Here is a 17,309-nt window from a genome sequence, read left to right on the forward strand (position 1 = left end):
ACCGTCACCACTGCAATCAAGACTGTCACCGGTGGCGAGCACTTTGAGAACCTGGTGCCAGGTACCACAGCGGTTAACACCACTGTCACCGATACCCCAAGCACCGCTGATACCACTACCGTTACGCTGACCGCGCCAACCGCCGTCAACGAAGGTGGCCAGATCACTTACACGGCCACGCTTTCCAATAAAGCGGGCAGCGACGTCACTCTGAAACTGGATAACGGTTCGTCGATTATCATCAAGGCAGGCGATACCGTCGGCACTGTGACCATCCCTGCGCCAAGCGATGACGTGTTCATCGATAAGAGCACTCAAACGGTCAAGATTACCGACGCAACGGGCGGCAACTTTGAGAAGTTGGAAGTTGCTGGCAACGGCGCAACCACTGCAATCAACGACACCATCGACAAAGTCGATGTAGTTCTGAGCGCCACAACTACCGTCGGCGAAGGCGGCAATATCGTTTACACCGCCAGCCTTGTGGATAAAAACGGCGCGCTGGTGACCAACATCACCAACCCGTTGACCGTCACCCTGGATAACGGCAAAACCATCACCATCGGTGTGAACCAATCCAGCGGTACGGTCACCGCCGTGGCACCGAATGACGTCTACAAAGGCGATCAAACCGTCACGACCGCCATCAAAACCGTGACCGGTGGCGAGCACTTCGAGAACCTGGTGCCAGGCACTACAGCGGTCAATACCACCGTGACCGACACCCCTGGCAGCACCGATCTGACCAGTGTCACGCTGAGCGCGCCAAGCGCCGTCAACGAAGGTGGCCAGATCACCTACACCGCGACTTTGAGCAACAAGGCCGGCAGCGACATGGTGGTGCAGTTGGACAACGGTTCCAGCATCACCATCAAGCAGGGTGCGACCGTGGGCACGGTGACGGTTGCGGCACCAAGCGATGACGTGTTTATCGACAAGAGCACTCAGACCGTCAAGATCACCGGCACAACCGGTGGCAATTTCGAGGGTGTGACCGTTACTCCGGGTGGCGCGACTACCACGATCAACGACACCATCGACGATGTGACGGTGGTGCTCAAAGCCACGGGCTCGGTCAGCGAGGGCGGGCAGATTGTCTACACCGCGTCGCTGGTCGACAAGAACGGCGCGGCAGTCACCAACCTCGGTTCCGACCTGGTGGTGAAGCTGGATAATGGCTCGACCATTACCATCGGCAACGGCAAGTCGAGCAATTTCACCACGGCTACCGCGCCTAACGATGCGTATGTGGGCGCCAATGACGTCACGACCAAAATCAGCGGCGTCGTCAGCGGCGGCGACAAATATGAGCACTTGATGGTTGATGGCAGCACCGTCGTCACCAAAGTCACGGATGTGGTCACCAACACCACCCTTAGCCTCAGCGGCGACGCATCGGTGACTGAAGGCGGCACCGCGCATTACACGCTGAACTTGAGCAACCCGGCGCAAACCGATCTGACCGTCACGCTCAAGTACAGCGGCACGGCCACCGACGGCTCGGATTTCAACGGCGTGTACACCGTGAAGATTCCGGCCGGCGCCAGCAGCGTGCCGTTTGATATCCGCACGCTGGACGACAAAATCACCGAGCCGACGGAAAAAATCGTCATCACCATCGACAAGACCACCGGTGGCAATTTCGAGAACCTGGTGATCGACAAGGGTACCGTCAGTACCGATATCCTCGACAACGATGCGCCACCGGTCATCGACCTGGACGCCAACAATTCCAGCGGCGCCAGCGGCAACGATTACAAGACCACCTTCACCGAAGGCACCGCCGGGCAGGGTGTGTCGATTGCCGACACCGATATCAGGATCACCGACCCGGACAGCACAATGCTGACCGGTGCAACGGTCACCCTGACCAACGCGCAAGCCGGTGATAGCTTGAACCTGGGCAACAACGTCAATGGCATCAGCGTCAGCACCAATAACCAGACGGGCGCCATCACCCTGACGTTGTCGGGCAGCGCGACGCTGGCTGACTACATGCAACGCATCCAGAACATCACGTTCACCAACAACAGCCACGACCCAAGCACCACGCCGCGCACCATTACCGTGACGGTGACCGACGGCGGCAACTACTCCAACGTCGCCACCACCACCGTCAACGTGGTGGCGGTCAACGATGCGCCTGTAGCAACGGGCGGGGCCGTGACCGGTACCGAAGACACTGCGCTCGCGCTGACCTGGGCCAGCTTCGGCGTGACCGACGTGGACTCGCCACAAGCCAGCCTCGGCGTGAAGATCACCGACCTGCCGGTGGCCGGCAAGCTGCAATACCTGGCGGCCGACGGCATCACCTGGACCAACGTGACCAGCGGCCAGACCTTTACCAAAGCACAGGTCGATGGCGGTCAGTTGCGCTTTATGCCCAACGCCAACGAGTCCGGCGCGGACGGTTATGGCGGCACCGGCATCGGTAACAGGCAGGCCGATTACGCACAGTTCAAGTTCCAGCCTACCGACGGCAAGGACCTGGGCAGCAGCGCCACGGTGAAAGTCGATATCACCCCGGTGGCCGATGCACCGACCCTGAGTGTGGCTGACAATAACGTCACCTCGACCGGCCTGATCAAGCAGAGCTGGAGCAGCATCTCGGGCCTTGGCACCAACGGTAATGGCGCCGCACCGGACGTACTGAAAAAAGCCATTGATGGCGCCGGCACGCCCAACAGCAGCGCGGTCATAACCAACGTTGAGTCCACCGAAAACGTCAATGCCGGCTCGGGTGCCAAAATCTCCGGCCTGATGTACATGGAGGCCGGCAAGAACTACACCTTCAGCGGCGTCGCCGATGACAGCCTGGTGATCAACGTCGGCGGCAAGGAAGTGGCCAGCGGCCTGTGGGGCACCAACAGCGGCAAGTTCAGCGGCACGTTCACGCCAACGGCCAGCGGCTATTACAGCCTTGAGATCTACCAGGCCAACCAGGCGGGACCTGGCAGCTTCGACGTCAACCTGTCGATCAACGGCGGGACGGTGCAGAACCTGAGCACCGGCACCGTGCCGCTGTACACCGGTATCACCGACCTGACCAACGCCGGCGTGACTGTGTCCGACCTGCATGGCAGCAACGGTGACGGTTACTACGTGGGCTACAAGCTCAACGAAGGCCTGGAAAACGGCAGCGTCAAACTGTCCAAGATCACCAGCGCGCTGACCGATACCGACGGTTCGGAAACCCTGGCCGTGAAGATCGGTGGCATACCGGCAGGCTCGGTGCTCACCGACGCAGCGGGACACACCTTTACCGCGACCAAGACCGTGGGCGAAGTCAACGTCAACGGCTGGGACTTGGGCTCCCTGACCATCAAGCCGCCGACCTATTACAGCGGCCAGTTCAACCTCACCGTGACCTCGACGTCTACCGAAAGCATCGGTGGGTCGGCGAGCACCACCGCGCAATTGCCCGTCACCGTGTACCCCGCCATCTACAGTTCGGTCACCGGCAGCTCGGGCAGCGACTCGATCATCGGCACCGATGGCAACGACATTGTTGTGGCCGATATCGGTGGCCTGAACGTGGTGCAGGGCAAGAACTACAACATTGCCTTCATGGTGGACAGCTCCGGCAGCATGAGCACAGCGTCGATCAACGCGGCGAAGTCGTCGCTGACCACGGTGTTCAACTCGCTCAAAGACAGCCTGGGTGCCAACACCTCAGGAACCGTGAACATCTTCCTTGCGGATTTCGACACTCAGGTGAACAAATCCATTGCGATCAACCTCAATGATCCAAATGCGTTGACGCTCTTGAAGGCGGTGCTGGACTCAATGTCCTCAGGTGGCGGCACGAACTACGAAGACGTATTCAAGACCACGGCCAACTTCTTCCAGAGCGGCCTGGCCACTGGCAACACCGGTGCCACCAACCTCACCTACTTCATCACCGACGGCCAACCGACGTACTACCAGAGCGGCGAACAGACCAACCCGATGGTGGTCGACTTCTACAAGAGCAGTACTACCGATGGACGCCTGGACGACTACGTCAATGCCAACAATTATGTGTTGGGTAACACGTTCAGCATCAATGTGAATGGCACCAGCCTGCAATTGATCGACAGTGACGGCCAGGTACACCAGTGGGTGCAAACCCGCAACGGCGGCTGGTACGACAACGGCGTGTGGGGCACCGTGCATGCCCAGGGCGACGGCACATTCGAGGTCTCGTACCGCAACGGCAGCGGCAGCGGTACTGACACGGCAACCAGCGATAACGCCAACAGCGGTTTCTTGCTGCTCAAAGGCCTGTCGCAAGTGGAAGCGATCGGCATCAACAACGAGGTCAGCCTCAATGATTTGAAGCCGTACGACAGTGATGGCAAGCCGCAAAGCAACATCGATCCGAAGGACTTGGCCAACGCCATCCTCGGCCACACCGAAGCAACGCTGCCAGGCGCGGACACCGTCAGCGGTGGCGACGGCAACGACATTCTGTTTGGCGACCTGGTGAGCTTCAGCGGCGTGACCGGTGAGGGTTACAACGCGCTGCAGGCCTTTGTGGCACAGAAAACCGGTATGGCCGTCTCGTCGGTCACCACCTCGAACGTGCATCAGTACGTCACCGAGCATTACGCGGACTTCGACGTATCCGGCGCCAAGGACGGCAATGACACGCTGATCGGCGGCGGCGGCGATGACATCCTGTTCGGCCAGGGCGGCAACGACGTGCTGGACGGCGGCAAGGGCAATGACATCCTCTTGGGCGGCACCGGCAACGACACGTTGATCGGTGGCCTGGGCAACGACATCCTGGTCGGCGGTTCGGGTGCCGACACCTTCATGTGGAAGGCCGGTGACATCGGCAATGACGTGATCAAGGACTTCAAGGCGTCGGAAGGTGATCGGATTGACCTGCGCGACCTGCTCAAAGGCGAGACGGACAGCACCATCGACAACTACCTCAAGATCACCACGGTAGAAGGCGTGTCGACCCTGCAAGTGAGCAGCGAAGGCAAGCTCAACACCGCTGGCGGCGTGGCCAATGCGGATGTGACCATCAAGCTGGAAGGCAACGATTGGTCTCATACCAGCATCAACTCGCTGATCAGCGGTGCAGATCCGACCATCAAGATCGATCACACCGCCTAAGCTTGGTAAATCGGCCGCCCTCGAGGCGGCCGATTTATCCGGGCGATACGTTGCTGGCCCTGGCGGCCGGTTGCATCGCATACTCGCGTTTATCAACACACGGCCAGCCTAGGGGCTCAAGGTGTGTGGCTCATCTTCGAGGGGTTCTTATGTTTTACGTGCAACGTGATGCACAGGGCGCGTTGAGTCGCGTAGAGGCCGCCGCCTTTGCCGAATCCACCGACACACTGCCGGCCGATCACCATGAGATCCAGGCCTGGTACGCCAACGAAGTGGTGGAAACCAGCCTGGCTCAACTCAAGCAGAGTGACCTGGAGATGATCCGGGTGCTGGACGACTTGATCCAGGTGCTCACCCGCAAGGGCGTTATCAGCGTGACGGACCTGCCGCCCGCAGCCCAGGCCAAACTGATGGACCGTAACCAGGCGCGGGAAGCGTTGGGTGGGTTGAGTCAGTTGATCAATGATGACGAGAAAGGGCTTATCTGAGCCCTGAAGTTGCGCCGACTCTAAAATGTGGGAGGGGGCTTGCCCCCGATAGCAGTAGACCAGGCGATACTTAGGCGACTGATACACCGCTATCGGGGGCAAGCCCCCCCCCCACATGTGTTCTGCGTTATTTCCAGGGCGCCGGCTCGCCGAACAGCTGGCCCTGCACACCAAAAATCCCCATCTCGCGAATCACCTTCAGCTCACCCTCGGTCTCCACACGCTCGGCAATCAATGGCAGGTCGATACTGTGGGCCGCGCGCTGGATGGCTTCGATAAACAGGCGCTTGTCGCTTTCCTGGTCGATGGCGCGGATGTAGCTGCCGTCGATTTTCAGGTACGCCAGGCCCAGGCGCGCCAGGTTGCCGATCATGCTGAATCGCCCACCGAAACGCTGAAGGCTCAGGGAGAAGCCCAATTCGCGCAGGCGCTGGGTCATCTGTTCCAGCACAGGCTGCTCCGGCAATTGCTCTTCACCGATTTCCAGGGTGAGGCGCGAGCCCAGGTTGCTGTGCTGACGCAGCAGGTCATAAATGCGCTGCAGGGACTCTGGGTCCTGCAAGGTCGCGGCAGAGAGGTTCAGCGCCAGGTTATGGCTGTGGCCTGTCATCTGTTTAAGCACCTGCTCCAGCATCAAGCGGTCCAGGCGCGCCGACCAGCCGAAACGCTCAAGCCATGGCAGGAAACGCCCGGCGGGCAGGGTATGGCCATCAACGTCCTGCAAGCGCGACAGCACTTTGTAGTGCAGCACCAACTGCGGGTCCTGGCTGGCGACGACCGGCTGGAAATACAGCTCGAAACGCTGCTGCGTCAGCGCCTGGTCCAACAGTGTGTGCCAGGCATGATGATCGTCACCGACGCGGGCGGCGGCACTGTGATCGAGGCATACCCAAGTGCTGTCACCCTGCCCTTCGGCCTGCGCCAGGGCTTGATCGGCGAGGGTCAGCAGTGCCTGCGGCGCATCGCCATGATTGAACGGTGCCAGGCCGATATAGGCCACGGGCGCGACGTCGCTGGCGCCGGTGGCCTGCAGGCTGAGCAACGTACTTTCCAGGTTCTGCGCCAATTGCAGCGCTTCTTCACGCGTCAGCCCGGGCGCCAGCACGGCGAACTCGCCGCCACGGATACGGGTTACGAGGTTGTGGGTTTCCGGGTACGGTTCGCACTGGCGCAGCAGCTGTTCACCGACCGCTCGCAGCAACTGGTCGGTACGCTGGCCCCCCAGGCGCTGGTTCAAGCCGGCGAGGTCCTTGACGCGCAACACCAGCAGGTAGCCGGAGTTGGTTTCTTCGGGATTGCTGACGCGGGCGTTGAGCTGCATCTCGAAATAACGTCGGTTGGCCAGACCGGTGAGGTTGTCCTGGTAGGATTCGGTGCGCAGCTTTTCGCTGCGCTCGGCCTGCTCCTGGAACAGTGCCTTGAGCTTTTCCACCATCTGGTTCATCGCCTGCACCACCCGGCGCAGTTCCGGCGTGCGCGGCAGGTCGGGCAGGCTGAGGAATTCTCGACGGGCGATCGCATGGGACTGTTTGACCATGTAGTCCAACGGTTTCAATTGGCGGCGCAGCAACAACCCGCCAAGCACCACGCTGACCGCACCGCACAGCAGCAACCAGCCGAGGCTGCCCAGGGCACTCTGCCAGAGCTTGGCCAGGGCGAACATTGGATGGCTGACCACCTCGACGCGCGCCGCCTGCTCCCAACCGCGGCTCACCAGCGCATCGCCACCGGCCGGCTCCAGGCCGATCAATTTAACGAACCAGGCGGGCACGCCGTTGTTGTCTGGAATGCCGCTGCGCTCAACGATGGTTTTGTCCGTGGCCAGGTCCACCACGCGGATACTGGCGTAGTAACCACTGTCGAAGATCGAGCTGACCAGCAGCTCCACCATGGCCGGGTCATCGATGTTGGGGGTGAGCGACAGTGCCAGCGCCGTCGCGGCATCCTGCGCATGGGAGCGCAACTGGTTGACGTATTGCGTGCGCGAACTTTCCAGGCTGACCATGAAGCTGCCGCTGAAGGCGACCACCAGGAACAGACAGATTGCGATCAACAGCTGTTTGAACAAAGACATCCGATCAGTTACTCCTAGTTGTCAGGCTCGGCTGGAAAGCCTTCCGCACGCATTTTTCTCAACACATCCTGCCAGCGCGACAAGCGTTTGGTATCGCCGACCTTCTTGTTGCCCTTGGCGCCGGGCAGGTACAGGCCCTCGGCGTTGAATGAATACACCGGGATCAAATCGGTACGGCGGGTAGCCGGCAGGATGTCGTCCATCAGGCTGTCGAGCACCAGCGGGATCGCGTCGGGGGTGGAATAGTAGGTCAAGACCATGTGCGCGCGATTCTGACGCAAGGCCTTGACGTAGGTAATGCGCAATTTGTCGCTGGACACACCCAGGTGACGCAAACTGAAATACTTGGCGATCGCGTAGTCTTCACAGTCACCGGCGCCCTTCCAGAGGGCTTCGATGGGTGTCTCCCAATAATCGACCGCGTGCCAGAGATCGATGTCTTCGACGTAGGTCATTTGTTTGTTGAAAAACAAGTTAACGACCTTGAGCTGTTCTTGTTCGCTGACCTGCTTTTGACTGGCCAACAGCCGCTGCCAGGCATCAATACGCGGCTGGCCTTCGCCCAATGGCCCGTACAGGGCGCTGGCCTTGCGGCTGATCTGCGAGAAATCCCAATCGGCATGCAGCGCGCCAAGCATCAGGCCGGCCAATAAGATCGCTGATAACAGCCAGCAAAGAACTCGATAGGGAATAAAACTTACCGCCAAGGCGTTCAGTCCATGAAGAGAGACGGAATTTCAGCAGATGGTGAAGCTTCGTCCCGGAAAAAACAATGGCATAGTGAGATCATCGCTCGGTGGAGCGACTTTGTAACCCCATTATGTGAGACGCACAAAATACCCGCTGTAAGCCCTTACAAACGGAAACTCTGGTGGTTTGACAAGTGCTCGGGCCATCCCTAATGTTCATTGGATCCAATAAACACACTCTATTATTCAACAAAGGAGGCCAGCGTAACCGTGACGCCGAAGCCGAACCCTTTAAGCAGCATCAAGGTCAGCGGGCCTATTCCCGCTCATCTTGCCCGCGCCGTTATTGAAGAAACGTTGCGCAACGCCATTCTCGATGGACGGTTGCCCTGTGGCACCGCTATGCGCCAGCAAGAGCTCGCCAGCCTGTTCGGCGTCAGCCGCATGCCGGTGCGCGAAGCATTACGCCAGTTGGAAGCCCAATCCCTGCTGCATGTGGTGACGCACAAGGGGGCAGTGGTCGCCCCGTTGATTGAGGACAATTCGGCAGAGACCTATGCCCTGCGCATGCTGTTGGAGTCCGAGGCTTTGCGCTTGTCGATCCCATTGCTCACCGAGGCTGATATCGCGGAGGCAGAGGCCTGTATCAATGCGCTGGAGCGTGAGAAAGACTACAGCGAGATCGGCCGCCTCAATCGCTTGTTTCACATGGTCTTGTACGGCAAGGCGCCAAACCATCGCCTGCTCAAACTGGTGGAACATGGGCTGAATGAGGAAGAGCGGTTTCTGCGCTTCAACCTCGAGGCAATGGGGCTGGGCGAGACGTCACAAGAGGACCACCGCGAACTGCTCAGCCTGGTGGTGCAGAAAAAAATCGACGAAAGCATCCTGACATTGCGTAATCACTTGATGCGAGGCATGGAGGTCATCAATACATACCTCAATGGCCTGGGCACTGCGGATCAAGAAGGCACGTTATAAGGCGTGCGCAGCGCTCTTCCAGCCTCTACACCGCGCGGCACCTTTCCCTGTCCGGAAGCGTCCCGCGCCGGTAACGCCGTAAACACCTCGCAAGCTTTAACTATCGGCGTTAAATAAAGAAATCTCTCACACTTAAAATAACCATTTCTCTCGGAAGCTTTTTTCGAAAAAACATCTAATACATTAACAAGTTCATCCAGACGTTTAATCAGCTTACTATCGCTCGCCAACCCAATAAACCTATCAATCAGCAGGCCGCATAGTGAGCCCGCACTAGTGGCGTGGGCACACTTTAACGTTAATCTTTTATCTAACAACTACAACACTCCATCACTGCAACTAGAGCAGTCGCAACAACTTTATAGGCGTCAACCATGCACCATCATTTTCTTGAACAAAAAAAACTGCAACTGTGCAACCACCCGTTATTTCCAGAAATAACTTCACTTGGCAAACTGCAACACTTTATGGAGAGCCATGTGTTTGCGGTTTGGGACTTCATGACCCTGACCAAACGCCTGCAACAAGATCTTACTTGTACCCAGATCCCCTGGCTTCCGCCCGTCAATCCACAGGCCGCACGCCTGATCAATGAAATCGTGCTGGGTGAGGAGTCGGATGAGCACCCGACGCGGGGCCATTGCAGCCACTTTGAGCTGTACCTGGATGCCATGGTGGAGGTCGGCGCCGACACCCGCGCCATCGCACATTTCATTGATCTTCAACACCAGGGTGTTGAGGTCGGCGCGGCGCTGCAAAGGGTCGGAGCGCCCTCTGGAGTGCCGCGCTTTGTCGACAGCACATGGCAACTGGCACTCAGCGCCCCCACCCACTGCGTAGCGGCGGCCTTCCTGCACGGACGTGAAGGCGTTATAGCCTCAATGTTCGAGCGCCTCCTGAGCAGCAGCCCCTTCATTGCTCGTCAGGCACCCACCTTGTGTTACTACCTCAACCGCCACATCGAGCTGGACAGCCAGGAGCATGGCCCGGCGGCAGAACAGGTGCTCCAGCATTTGATCGACGCAGATCCGACTCGCCGGCAACAAGCCCACAGTGCCGCCCTTGATGCCCTGGAAAGTCGCATTGCGTTCTGGGATGACGTACGGGCCTCGATGCCTGAGGTACACCCATGAGCCCCATCGACTACCGCTCCTTCGCCGAAGACTGGGAACGTCGGGCAACTATCCGTACGCGTCCGCGCCGCATCATGGAAGACGACGACAGGCTGATCTATCCCCTGTGCCGCCAACCCCTGGTGCTGACTGCAACCTTCCTCGACCACTGCCCGCAATGGCGTGACTTCGTGCTGGCGCAAAGCTTTTATCGATTCATCCATGACATCGTGATTTTCGAAACCGAGATTGTCGATAAGACTGCCCGAAGTATTGCCAAGAATCGCTTCTCGCTGCCGCTGCCCCTCGCCTGCCGCTACGACGCGATGACCGTCGTGGTGGATGAGGATTACCACGCATTGGTAGCACTGGACTTCCTGCAGCAAGCCGTCGAGCTGACCGGTATCCAGCCGCTCGACCTGCCCGGGCAGATCGAACTCAGCCGTGCCCTGCCGGCAGCGCAGGCGCAGGCACCGGAGCACTTGCGCGATGCGGTGGAGTTGATCGTCGTGGCCATCGCCGAAAACACCGTCACCCATGACGTGGCGGCCTTTTCCAAGGACGACAGTGTCAAGGCGTCGGTGCGCGGGCTGATGGCCGACCATCTGTTTGACGAAGGGCGCCACGCACAGTTCTGGACACAGTTGGTACGCATCTATTGGCAGTCGGCAAGCGCGCAGGATCGGGACAGTATTGCGGCTGTGCTACCGACGTTCCTGAGCCATTACCTGACCAACGACCTGCAGAAAGGCTTCGACCTGCAGTTGATCGAACACCTGGACATCAGTGTCGATGTTCGTTCGGCGCTGCAGGATGAAATCGTGGCGCTGGACTTTCCCATCACCCGCCAGCACCCGCTGGTTGGCAACATCATGAGCTTCCTGCATCACAGCGGCCTGCTGCACACCTGCAGCGTGGCACGCGCCCTGGACGACTACTTGCCCGCGCCGGGGAGGCTGGCATGAGGCGCCTGACGATTGAATGGGGCGTTACCGTTGACGCGCTGGAAGCCCTCAGGCACGTACTGGAACAATACGGGCATGCCGTTGGGGGCGAGTCGGTCGACCTTGTGATCGAGGACGGTAGTCAGCCACCGTCAGCCCTGTCCACAGACGCGGCCTGGATGAGCCTGCGCCTGGTTATCGGCCCCCCGTCCGAACATCGGCTGCCCAGGCTGCAGTTTCGCTGCTACGACCGCGAGCGGCGCCTGGTGGCCGTACACGATGTTGCCCAGGAGCCCAGCGGCAACGGCCAGCAGCTGCGGCGTCGGGCGGCGCACGCCTTGGTGGAGTGGGCAGCGTCATTGGTCAGCGGATTCTCAAGGGATCCAGGCTTTTTCTGCCCAATGACCCACTCCGACGCACCGCCTGAACAGGGTTTGCAAGGGCTGGAGGCGCTGGCGTTCATGCATCGATTCAATCGTACGGCAGATACCGCGCTGCTTCGCGCGGCACAGGTGCCCATGATCGAACGCCTGCAGGCCAGCCTTGGCGCCTTCGCCAATCGCACAGCGCTGAATATTGCGGGTCGCGTGGTGACGTATCGCCAACTGCAGGAAAAAGCCATGGCGATTCAGCAACGCCTGCTGCCCCTGCTGGAGAGCAAAGAGACCCCATCGGTGGTGGGTGTGTGCCTGGAAAAATCTACCGAGCTCTACGCGAGCATTCTGGCCGTTCTGGGTTGCGGCGCGGTGTATGTGCCACTGGCCCCGGATCACCCGGTAAAACGTCAGCACCGCATGTTGATAAGCGCAAATGCCTGCGTGCTGCTGGAAAATGGCCTGCACCCGCTGCGAGATCATTTCGTGTCACTTGACGTGAGTGCGCTCGTCCCGCGCGACATCGCCCCTGCTCAACCGCTGATGCGCCATCGTCCCCATGCCAATGCGCCGTGCATGGCACTGTTCACCTCCGGCACCACCGGGCAGCCCAAGGGTGTGCTGCTCAGCCAACATAATCTGGCGCATTTCACCGCCTGGCTCAGTACCTGTGTGGCGCTGGATGAGGAGAGTCGCGTCCTGCAATTTTCACCGCTGAGTTTTGATTCCTCGCTGATCGATATTTTCCCCGCCTTGATGGCGGGCGCAGAGCTGATTGTCCCCAGCGCAGAGCAGCGTCAGGATCCTCAGCAATTGGTCGAGTTGATTCGCCTGCAACGTGTCACTCACGCTTTTTTACCACCGGCGTTACTCAGCATCCTGCCACTGGACCAGCCTCTGGGCCTCTGCCACCTGCTCACCGGCGGCGATTTTTGCGAACCCTACGTGATCGAGCGACTGGCAGGCCAATGCCAGTTGCACAATTTCTATGGCCCTACCGAAGCCACAGTACTGGCAACCCATCGAACATTTCGGCTCGGTGACAGCAATCGCAACATCGGTTTGCCCATTGCCAACAGCCAGGTCCTGATCCTCGACGACCACTTGCAACCGGTGGATGAGCAAGTGATGGGCGATCTGTACATCGCAGGCCCGGGCGTCAGCCAGGGTTACATGAACGATCTGCCGCACGCTGAATCGCCGTTCGTCAAGCTGACGCTGCCTGATGGACAATGGCTGCAGGCTTACCGTAGCGGCGATCTGGCGAAATGGACGCCGGATGGTATCGAGTTGGGCGGTCGACGGGATGATCAGGTCAAGATTCGCGGCTTTCGAGTCGAGCCTCAGGAAATCGAGCAGTGCCTGCGCAGCAGTCGGTTGTTTCGCCAAGTCGCCGTGGTAATTGATCAGGCCTGCAGAATCATTGGCTTCGCTGCCCAGCCCGAACCCGGTGCCACCCTGGCCAGGCTGAAGGATCATGCCCGACAGTGGTTGCCCGAGCATATGCAACCGGTCGCCTGGAGCGAGCTGCCGAGCCTGCCATCTTCAAGCAACGGCAAGATCGATCGCACGGCGTTGCGGGAGGTGCCGGGTACCCGCACCGAGAAAATCACTCGTCGCAGCACCCACACGCCAGTCCAGGCGCAGTTGGTGCAGTTGTGGGGGGAGTTGCTGGGGTTGTCTGCCGGCGAAGTATCGATCGACGACAGCTTTTTCAGCCTGGGTGGTCATTCGATTCTGTTGTCCACCTTGCTGCTGCGCTTGCGCGAGCAATTTGGCCGCAGCTTTTCCCTGAGCCAGTTTTTTGAAGCGCCGACGATTCGTACGCTTGCCTTACAGCTGGAGGGCGAAGCGCTGCCGGATACTTCTTTCAGCCAGATGGAAAGCGATGCATCCCGAGCCCTGAAGCTTGAGGTGCTGCCCGAGACCCGCGCCGGAGACCCACGCAAAGTGATTGTCACGGGAGCCAACAGCTTCGTCGGCGTGCATATCGTCCAGGCATTGCTGGCGGGTGGAGCGCAAGAAGTCGCGTGCCTGGTGCGAGCGCTCCCCGGCCAGTCGGCGGCGGACCGATTCACCCAGGCGCTGCGCGAATATCGCCTGGAACAATTGGACCTGCGCCGAGTGCAGGTGTACGCCGCGGACCTGCGCCAGCCGCGCCTGGGCCTATCCTGTGAGGCATTCGAGCACCTCGCCCGTCATCATGGCGTGCTTGTGCACAACGCAGCGCAGGTCAACCATGTGATGGACTACACAGCACTCGCCGGGGACAACGTCGAGCCGGTGTTTGAATGCCTGCGCCTTTGCGAGACCTACTGTAAGAAGGTCTTCAATTTCATTTCGACGCTGTCGGCCTGCAGTACCCTCGACACTGAGCGGTATGTGCTTGAAGCGCCCGCCAGCGGCGCGTTACCGCTCTATGTCAAAAATGGCTACAACCTCTCGAAATGGGTGGCCGAGCGATTGCTGGGGCGGGCAGTGGAGCAAGGGGCCTGGGTGAATATTCATCGACCGGGCAACATCAGTTTCAACAGTCGGAACGGCGTCTGCCAACCCGATAGAAATCGCTTGATGTTGATGCTCAAGGGGTCGCTGCAATTGGGTAGGGTCCCTCGAATGGAAGGGAATTTCGACCTGATGCCGGTGGACTTCCTGGCACGCTTCATTGCGTTTCACTGCCGGCGTTTTGTCGCGGGGCGAAACGTGTTCAATCTGCACAATCCACAACCGCTGAGCTGGGACCAGTACCTTGATGCGTTCAGCCAGGCCGGACACATTTTCGAACGGACAAGCCTTCAACAGTGGCAACGGGCGTTGCGAACAGTTGGCCATGACAATGCGTTGTTCGGCGTACTGGGCTTCTACCTTGATGGGGTGGGTGAGGACATCGGCGACACTTCGATGATCCATTACAGCAACGCCCAATGGGGGTTGGAGCAAATGGGCGCACACTATCCGCCAAAGAGCCCCGTGCTGTTACGCAAAGGCTGTGACTATCTGAAAGCCATCGGCTTTCTCTGAGCGGCACCAGGGCAGTCGGAACGGGAGGCCTCGCTCCGACTGCCGGCAGGATCAGATTTTGAAGCTATCGACCAATTGCTTCAATCGACTGGCCTGCTGGGACAGCGCATCGCAGTCCTTGAGCGTCTCGTTGAGATTGACCACGCCTTGCTGGTTCAGCAGGTTGATCTGGTTGATGTCGACATTGAGGGTTTCCACCACCGCCGTTTGCTCCTCGGTCGCTGCGGCGACCGATTGGTTCATGCCGTCGATCTCAACGATCCGCTGTGTCACGCTGACCAGACGCTCACCCGCCTGGTTAGCCACTTCAACGCTTTCTTCGCTGGAAACCTGGCTGGCGTTCATGGTGGTCACGGCTTCACGCGAACCCACTTGCAGGGAAGTGATCATCTTGTGAATCTCTTCAGCCGACTCCTGGGTACGGTGAGCCAGGTTACGCACCTCGTCAGCCACCACGGCAAACCCACGCCCGGCTTCGCCGGCACGGGCGGCTTCGATGGCCGCGTTCAGCGCGAGCAAGTTGGTCTGCTGGGAGATGCCCTTGATCACATCAAGGATGTGACCAATGTTGTCGGTACTGGCGTTAAGGGTCTCGATCTGAGTGCAGGACAGGCTGATTTTCTGCGACAGTTCCGACATCGCCTGGATGGTTTGCTCGACGACCTTGCGTCCATCGTCAGCTTGCTCACTGGCGCCGCTGGCATGCTGCGAGGCATCAGCGGCGTTACGTGCGATTTCCTGGGTGGCGGCGCCCAGCTCGTTGATCGCCGCAGCCACGCTGTTGGTACGTGCACTCTGCTCGTCGGAGCCGATGATCGACGCGTTGGACGATGCCATCACGCGCTGGGACAAGTCATGCACCTGGCGTGTCGCCGAGGACACTTCGGAAATCGAGGCGTGGATACGCTCTACAAACTGATTGAATGCGCTGCCGACTTCGCCGAACTCGTCTTTGCTCGTAACGTCGAGGCGCCGGGTCAGGTCACCTTCGCCCTGGGCAATATCCTTCATCGCGACGCCCATGGTGGTCAGCGGGCGCAACAATACCTGAATCAACAGACTCAGCAGCACGGCAATCGCCACCACGGCGATAAGCATTGCTATCAATGCTGAGGTGCGAAATTTACCCAGTGCGGCATAGGCTTTGTCTTTGTCGATAGACAGACCGATGTACCAGTCAGCCCCCGGCAAACCGCTGATTGGCGTAAACGAGAGAATGCGGTCCTGTCCATTGAGGACAACCTCCTGGTTAACCTTCTCGATGCGCACCTGGGTGCCTGGATAGATATCCTTGAGGTTTTTCATCACCTGGTCCTGGTCAGGACTGACGATGACTTGGCCATCACCACTGACCAGGAACGCATGACCAATACCGCCGAAATCCACCGAGTTGATGATCTTCACCAAGGTTTGCAGGCTCAAGTCTCCACCCACGACGCCCAACAACTCTCCGTTCTTCTTCACCGGCATGGCGATCGTCACGATCTGGCCACCCACAGCCGCCATGTAAGGCGGGGTAAGCATCGGTTTGTCTGCCGCTACGGCTTGCTTGTACCAAGGGCGCTGACGCGGGTCATAGCCTTCGGGCATCTTCGCATCGGGACGCTGGGTGAACACACCGTTGGTTTGACCCACGTAGGTAAACTGGAAGTTGGAGGTGAACGCCGGTTGATCGACCAAACCCGGCAAATCGGCGCCACTCCCTTGATGAGCAACGTTTTGTGCCAGGTTCTCCAGAACCAGAATGCGGCCGCTGAGCCAGTTCTGCACGCTGCTGGCGGTAAGCTCGCCGGACTGCTGGATGGAGGACGCCAGGTTTTGCCTGATCGTGTTGCGCTGCAGGTAATCGTTATAGAGCGTGAACAGCGCGAAGGCCAGAACCACGACGCCTGACGCCGCCAACAGAATTTTATGACTGAACTTAAGATTCATTTCATCGACTTCTTTTGCCAAAGGGGGGTGAGCGTGCCGAGTGGAACATTCCATGTAACGCGATAGGCGGACTCTGCGACCGCTCTATTTCGGTGCACGCATGGCTCGTCAGGCTTTCGGCCAGAAAACGATAAATCTTAGAATTTTGTGTGAATCTTCCTCTTTTAGAGCAAGGCGCCGACAGGCGGTAGAGACGCAGTCGATTATCAGCCTTTGGCGGCCTTAAACGACAAAACCCCTGTCTGCGTTAGCAGACAGGGGTTCCGGAATTCAATCTTGACGATGACCTACTCTCACATGGGGAAACCCCACACTACCATCGGCGATGCATCGTTTCACTGCTGAGTTCGGGATGGGATCAGGTGGTTCCAATGCTCTATGGTCGTCAAGAAATTCTGTGTACCAGGCCGTTGCATTGGCAACGTACCGGTGAAATTCATGAGCTTCTACATAAACAAAACCCCTGTTTGCGTTAGCAAACAGGGGTTCTGGAGTTTAATCTTGACGATGACCTACTCTCACATGGGGAAACCCCACACTACCATCGGCGATGCATCGTTTCACTGCTGAGTTCGGGATGGGATCAGG

Annotated in this window: 8 protein-coding genes, 2 rRNA genes and 1 pseudogene; 6 read left to right on the plus strand and 5 right to left on the minus strand. The window is 59.1% G+C overall.

Going from position 1 to position 17,309, the window contains the following annotated elements:
- Both BFP89_RS04860 and BFP89_RS04865 read left to right on the plus strand, forming a co-directional pair.
- Positions 1-5,106 (plus strand): annotated as a pseudogene (locus BFP89_RS04860) (LapA family giant adhesin); the annotation flags it as partial.
- 149 nt (positions 5,107-5,255) lie between these two features.
- Positions 5,256-5,594, plus strand: coding sequence for a tryptophan synthase subunit beta (locus BFP89_RS04865; RefSeq protein ID WP_065884439.1), 339 nt, complete (start codon positions 5,256-5,258; stop codon positions 5,592-5,594).
- Positions 5,595-5,721: 127 nt separating this feature from the next.
- On the opposite strand, the gene lapD is transcribed toward BFP89_RS04865, so the two are convergent.
- Together lapD and lapG are read right to left on the minus strand one after the other, a co-directional pair.
- Positions 5,722-7,668 (minus strand): cyclic di-GMP receptor LapD, encoded by a 1,947-nt coding sequence (gene lapD, locus BFP89_RS04870; RefSeq protein WP_065884440.1) that lies wholly within the window; start codon positions 7,666-7,668, stop codon positions 5,722-5,724.
- 14 nt (positions 7,669-7,682) lie between these two features.
- Positions 7,683-8,375, minus strand: a complete 693-nt coding sequence (gene lapG / locus BFP89_RS04875; protein WP_065884441.1) for a cysteine protease LapG — start codon at positions 8,373-8,375, stop codon at positions 7,683-7,685.
- Positions 8,376-8,627: 252 nt separating this feature from the next.
- On the opposite strand from lapG, the gene BFP89_RS04880 reads away from it, so the two are divergent.
- From BFP89_RS04880 to BFP89_RS04895, 4 genes are all read left to right on the plus strand, one after another.
- Positions 8,628-9,338: a GntR family transcriptional regulator gene (locus BFP89_RS04880; RefSeq protein ID WP_065884442.1), complete on the plus strand. Its 711-nt coding sequence runs from the start codon at positions 8,628-8,630 to the stop codon at positions 9,336-9,338.
- Between the two features lie 374 nt (positions 9,339-9,712).
- Positions 9,713-10,471 (plus strand): DUF3050 domain-containing protein, encoded by a 759-nt coding sequence (locus BFP89_RS04885; protein ID WP_065884443.1) that lies wholly within the window; start codon positions 9,713-9,715, stop codon positions 10,469-10,471.
- Positions 10,468-11,415 (plus strand): diiron oxygenase, encoded by a 948-nt coding sequence (locus BFP89_RS04890; protein WP_065884444.1) that lies wholly within the window; start codon positions 10,468-10,470, stop codon positions 11,413-11,415. The genes BFP89_RS04885 and BFP89_RS04890 overlap by 4 nt, the downstream gene beginning before the upstream one ends.
- Positions 11,412-14,789, plus strand: coding sequence for an amino acid adenylation domain-containing protein (locus BFP89_RS04895; RefSeq protein WP_065884445.1), 3,378 nt, complete (start codon positions 11,412-11,414; stop codon positions 14,787-14,789). Before BFP89_RS04890 ends, BFP89_RS04895 begins: the two co-directional genes overlap by 4 nt.
- A gap of 51 nt (positions 14,790-14,840) precedes the next feature.
- Here the strand turns inward: BFP89_RS04895 and BFP89_RS04900 are convergent, their stop codons facing one another.
- The 3 genes from BFP89_RS04900 to rrf (BFP89_RS04910) all read right to left on the minus strand — a co-directional run.
- Positions 14,841-16,721: a methyl-accepting chemotaxis protein gene (locus tag BFP89_RS04900; protein ID WP_065884446.1), complete on the minus strand. Its 1,881-nt coding sequence runs from the start codon at positions 16,719-16,721 to the stop codon at positions 14,841-14,843.
- Positions 16,722-16,995: 274 nt separating this feature from the next.
- A 5S ribosomal RNA gene (gene rrf / locus BFP89_RS04905) occupies positions 16,996-17,111 on the minus strand.
- Between the two features lie 109 nt (positions 17,112-17,220).
- Positions 17,221-17,309, minus strand: a 5S ribosomal RNA gene (gene rrf / locus BFP89_RS04910); the annotation flags it as partial.

Source organism: Pseudomonas sp. 31 R 17, assembly GCF_900004915.1.
GTDB lineage: Bacteria > Pseudomonadota > Gammaproteobacteria > Pseudomonadales > Pseudomonadaceae > Aquipseudomonas > Aquipseudomonas orientalis_A.

What these genes read in the sequence shown, in the direction of transcription:
- BFP89_RS04900 (WP_065884446.1), bottom strand. Translation starts at nt 16,721, where the DNA reads ATGAATCTTAAGTTCAGTCATAAAATTCTGTTGGCGGCGTCAGGCGTC.
- BFP89_RS04890 (WP_065884444.1), top strand. Translation starts at nt 10,468, where the DNA reads ATGAGCCCCATCGACTACCGCTCCTTCGCCGAAGACTGGGAACGTCGG.
- BFP89_RS04865 (WP_065884439.1), top strand. Translation starts at nt 5,256, where the DNA reads ATGTTTTACGTGCAACGTGATGCACAGGGCGCGTTGAGTCGCGTAGAG.
- BFP89_RS04885 (WP_065884443.1), top strand. Translation starts at nt 9,713, where the DNA reads ATGCACCATCATTTTCTTGAACAAAAAAAACTGCAACTGTGCAACCAC.
- BFP89_RS04895 (WP_065884445.1), top strand. Translation starts at nt 11,412, where the DNA reads ATGAGGCGCCTGACGATTGAATGGGGCGTTACCGTTGACGCGCTGGAA.
- lapD (WP_065884440.1), bottom strand. Translation starts at nt 7,668, where the DNA reads ATGTCTTTGTTCAAACAGCTGTTGATCGCAATCTGTCTGTTCCTGGTG.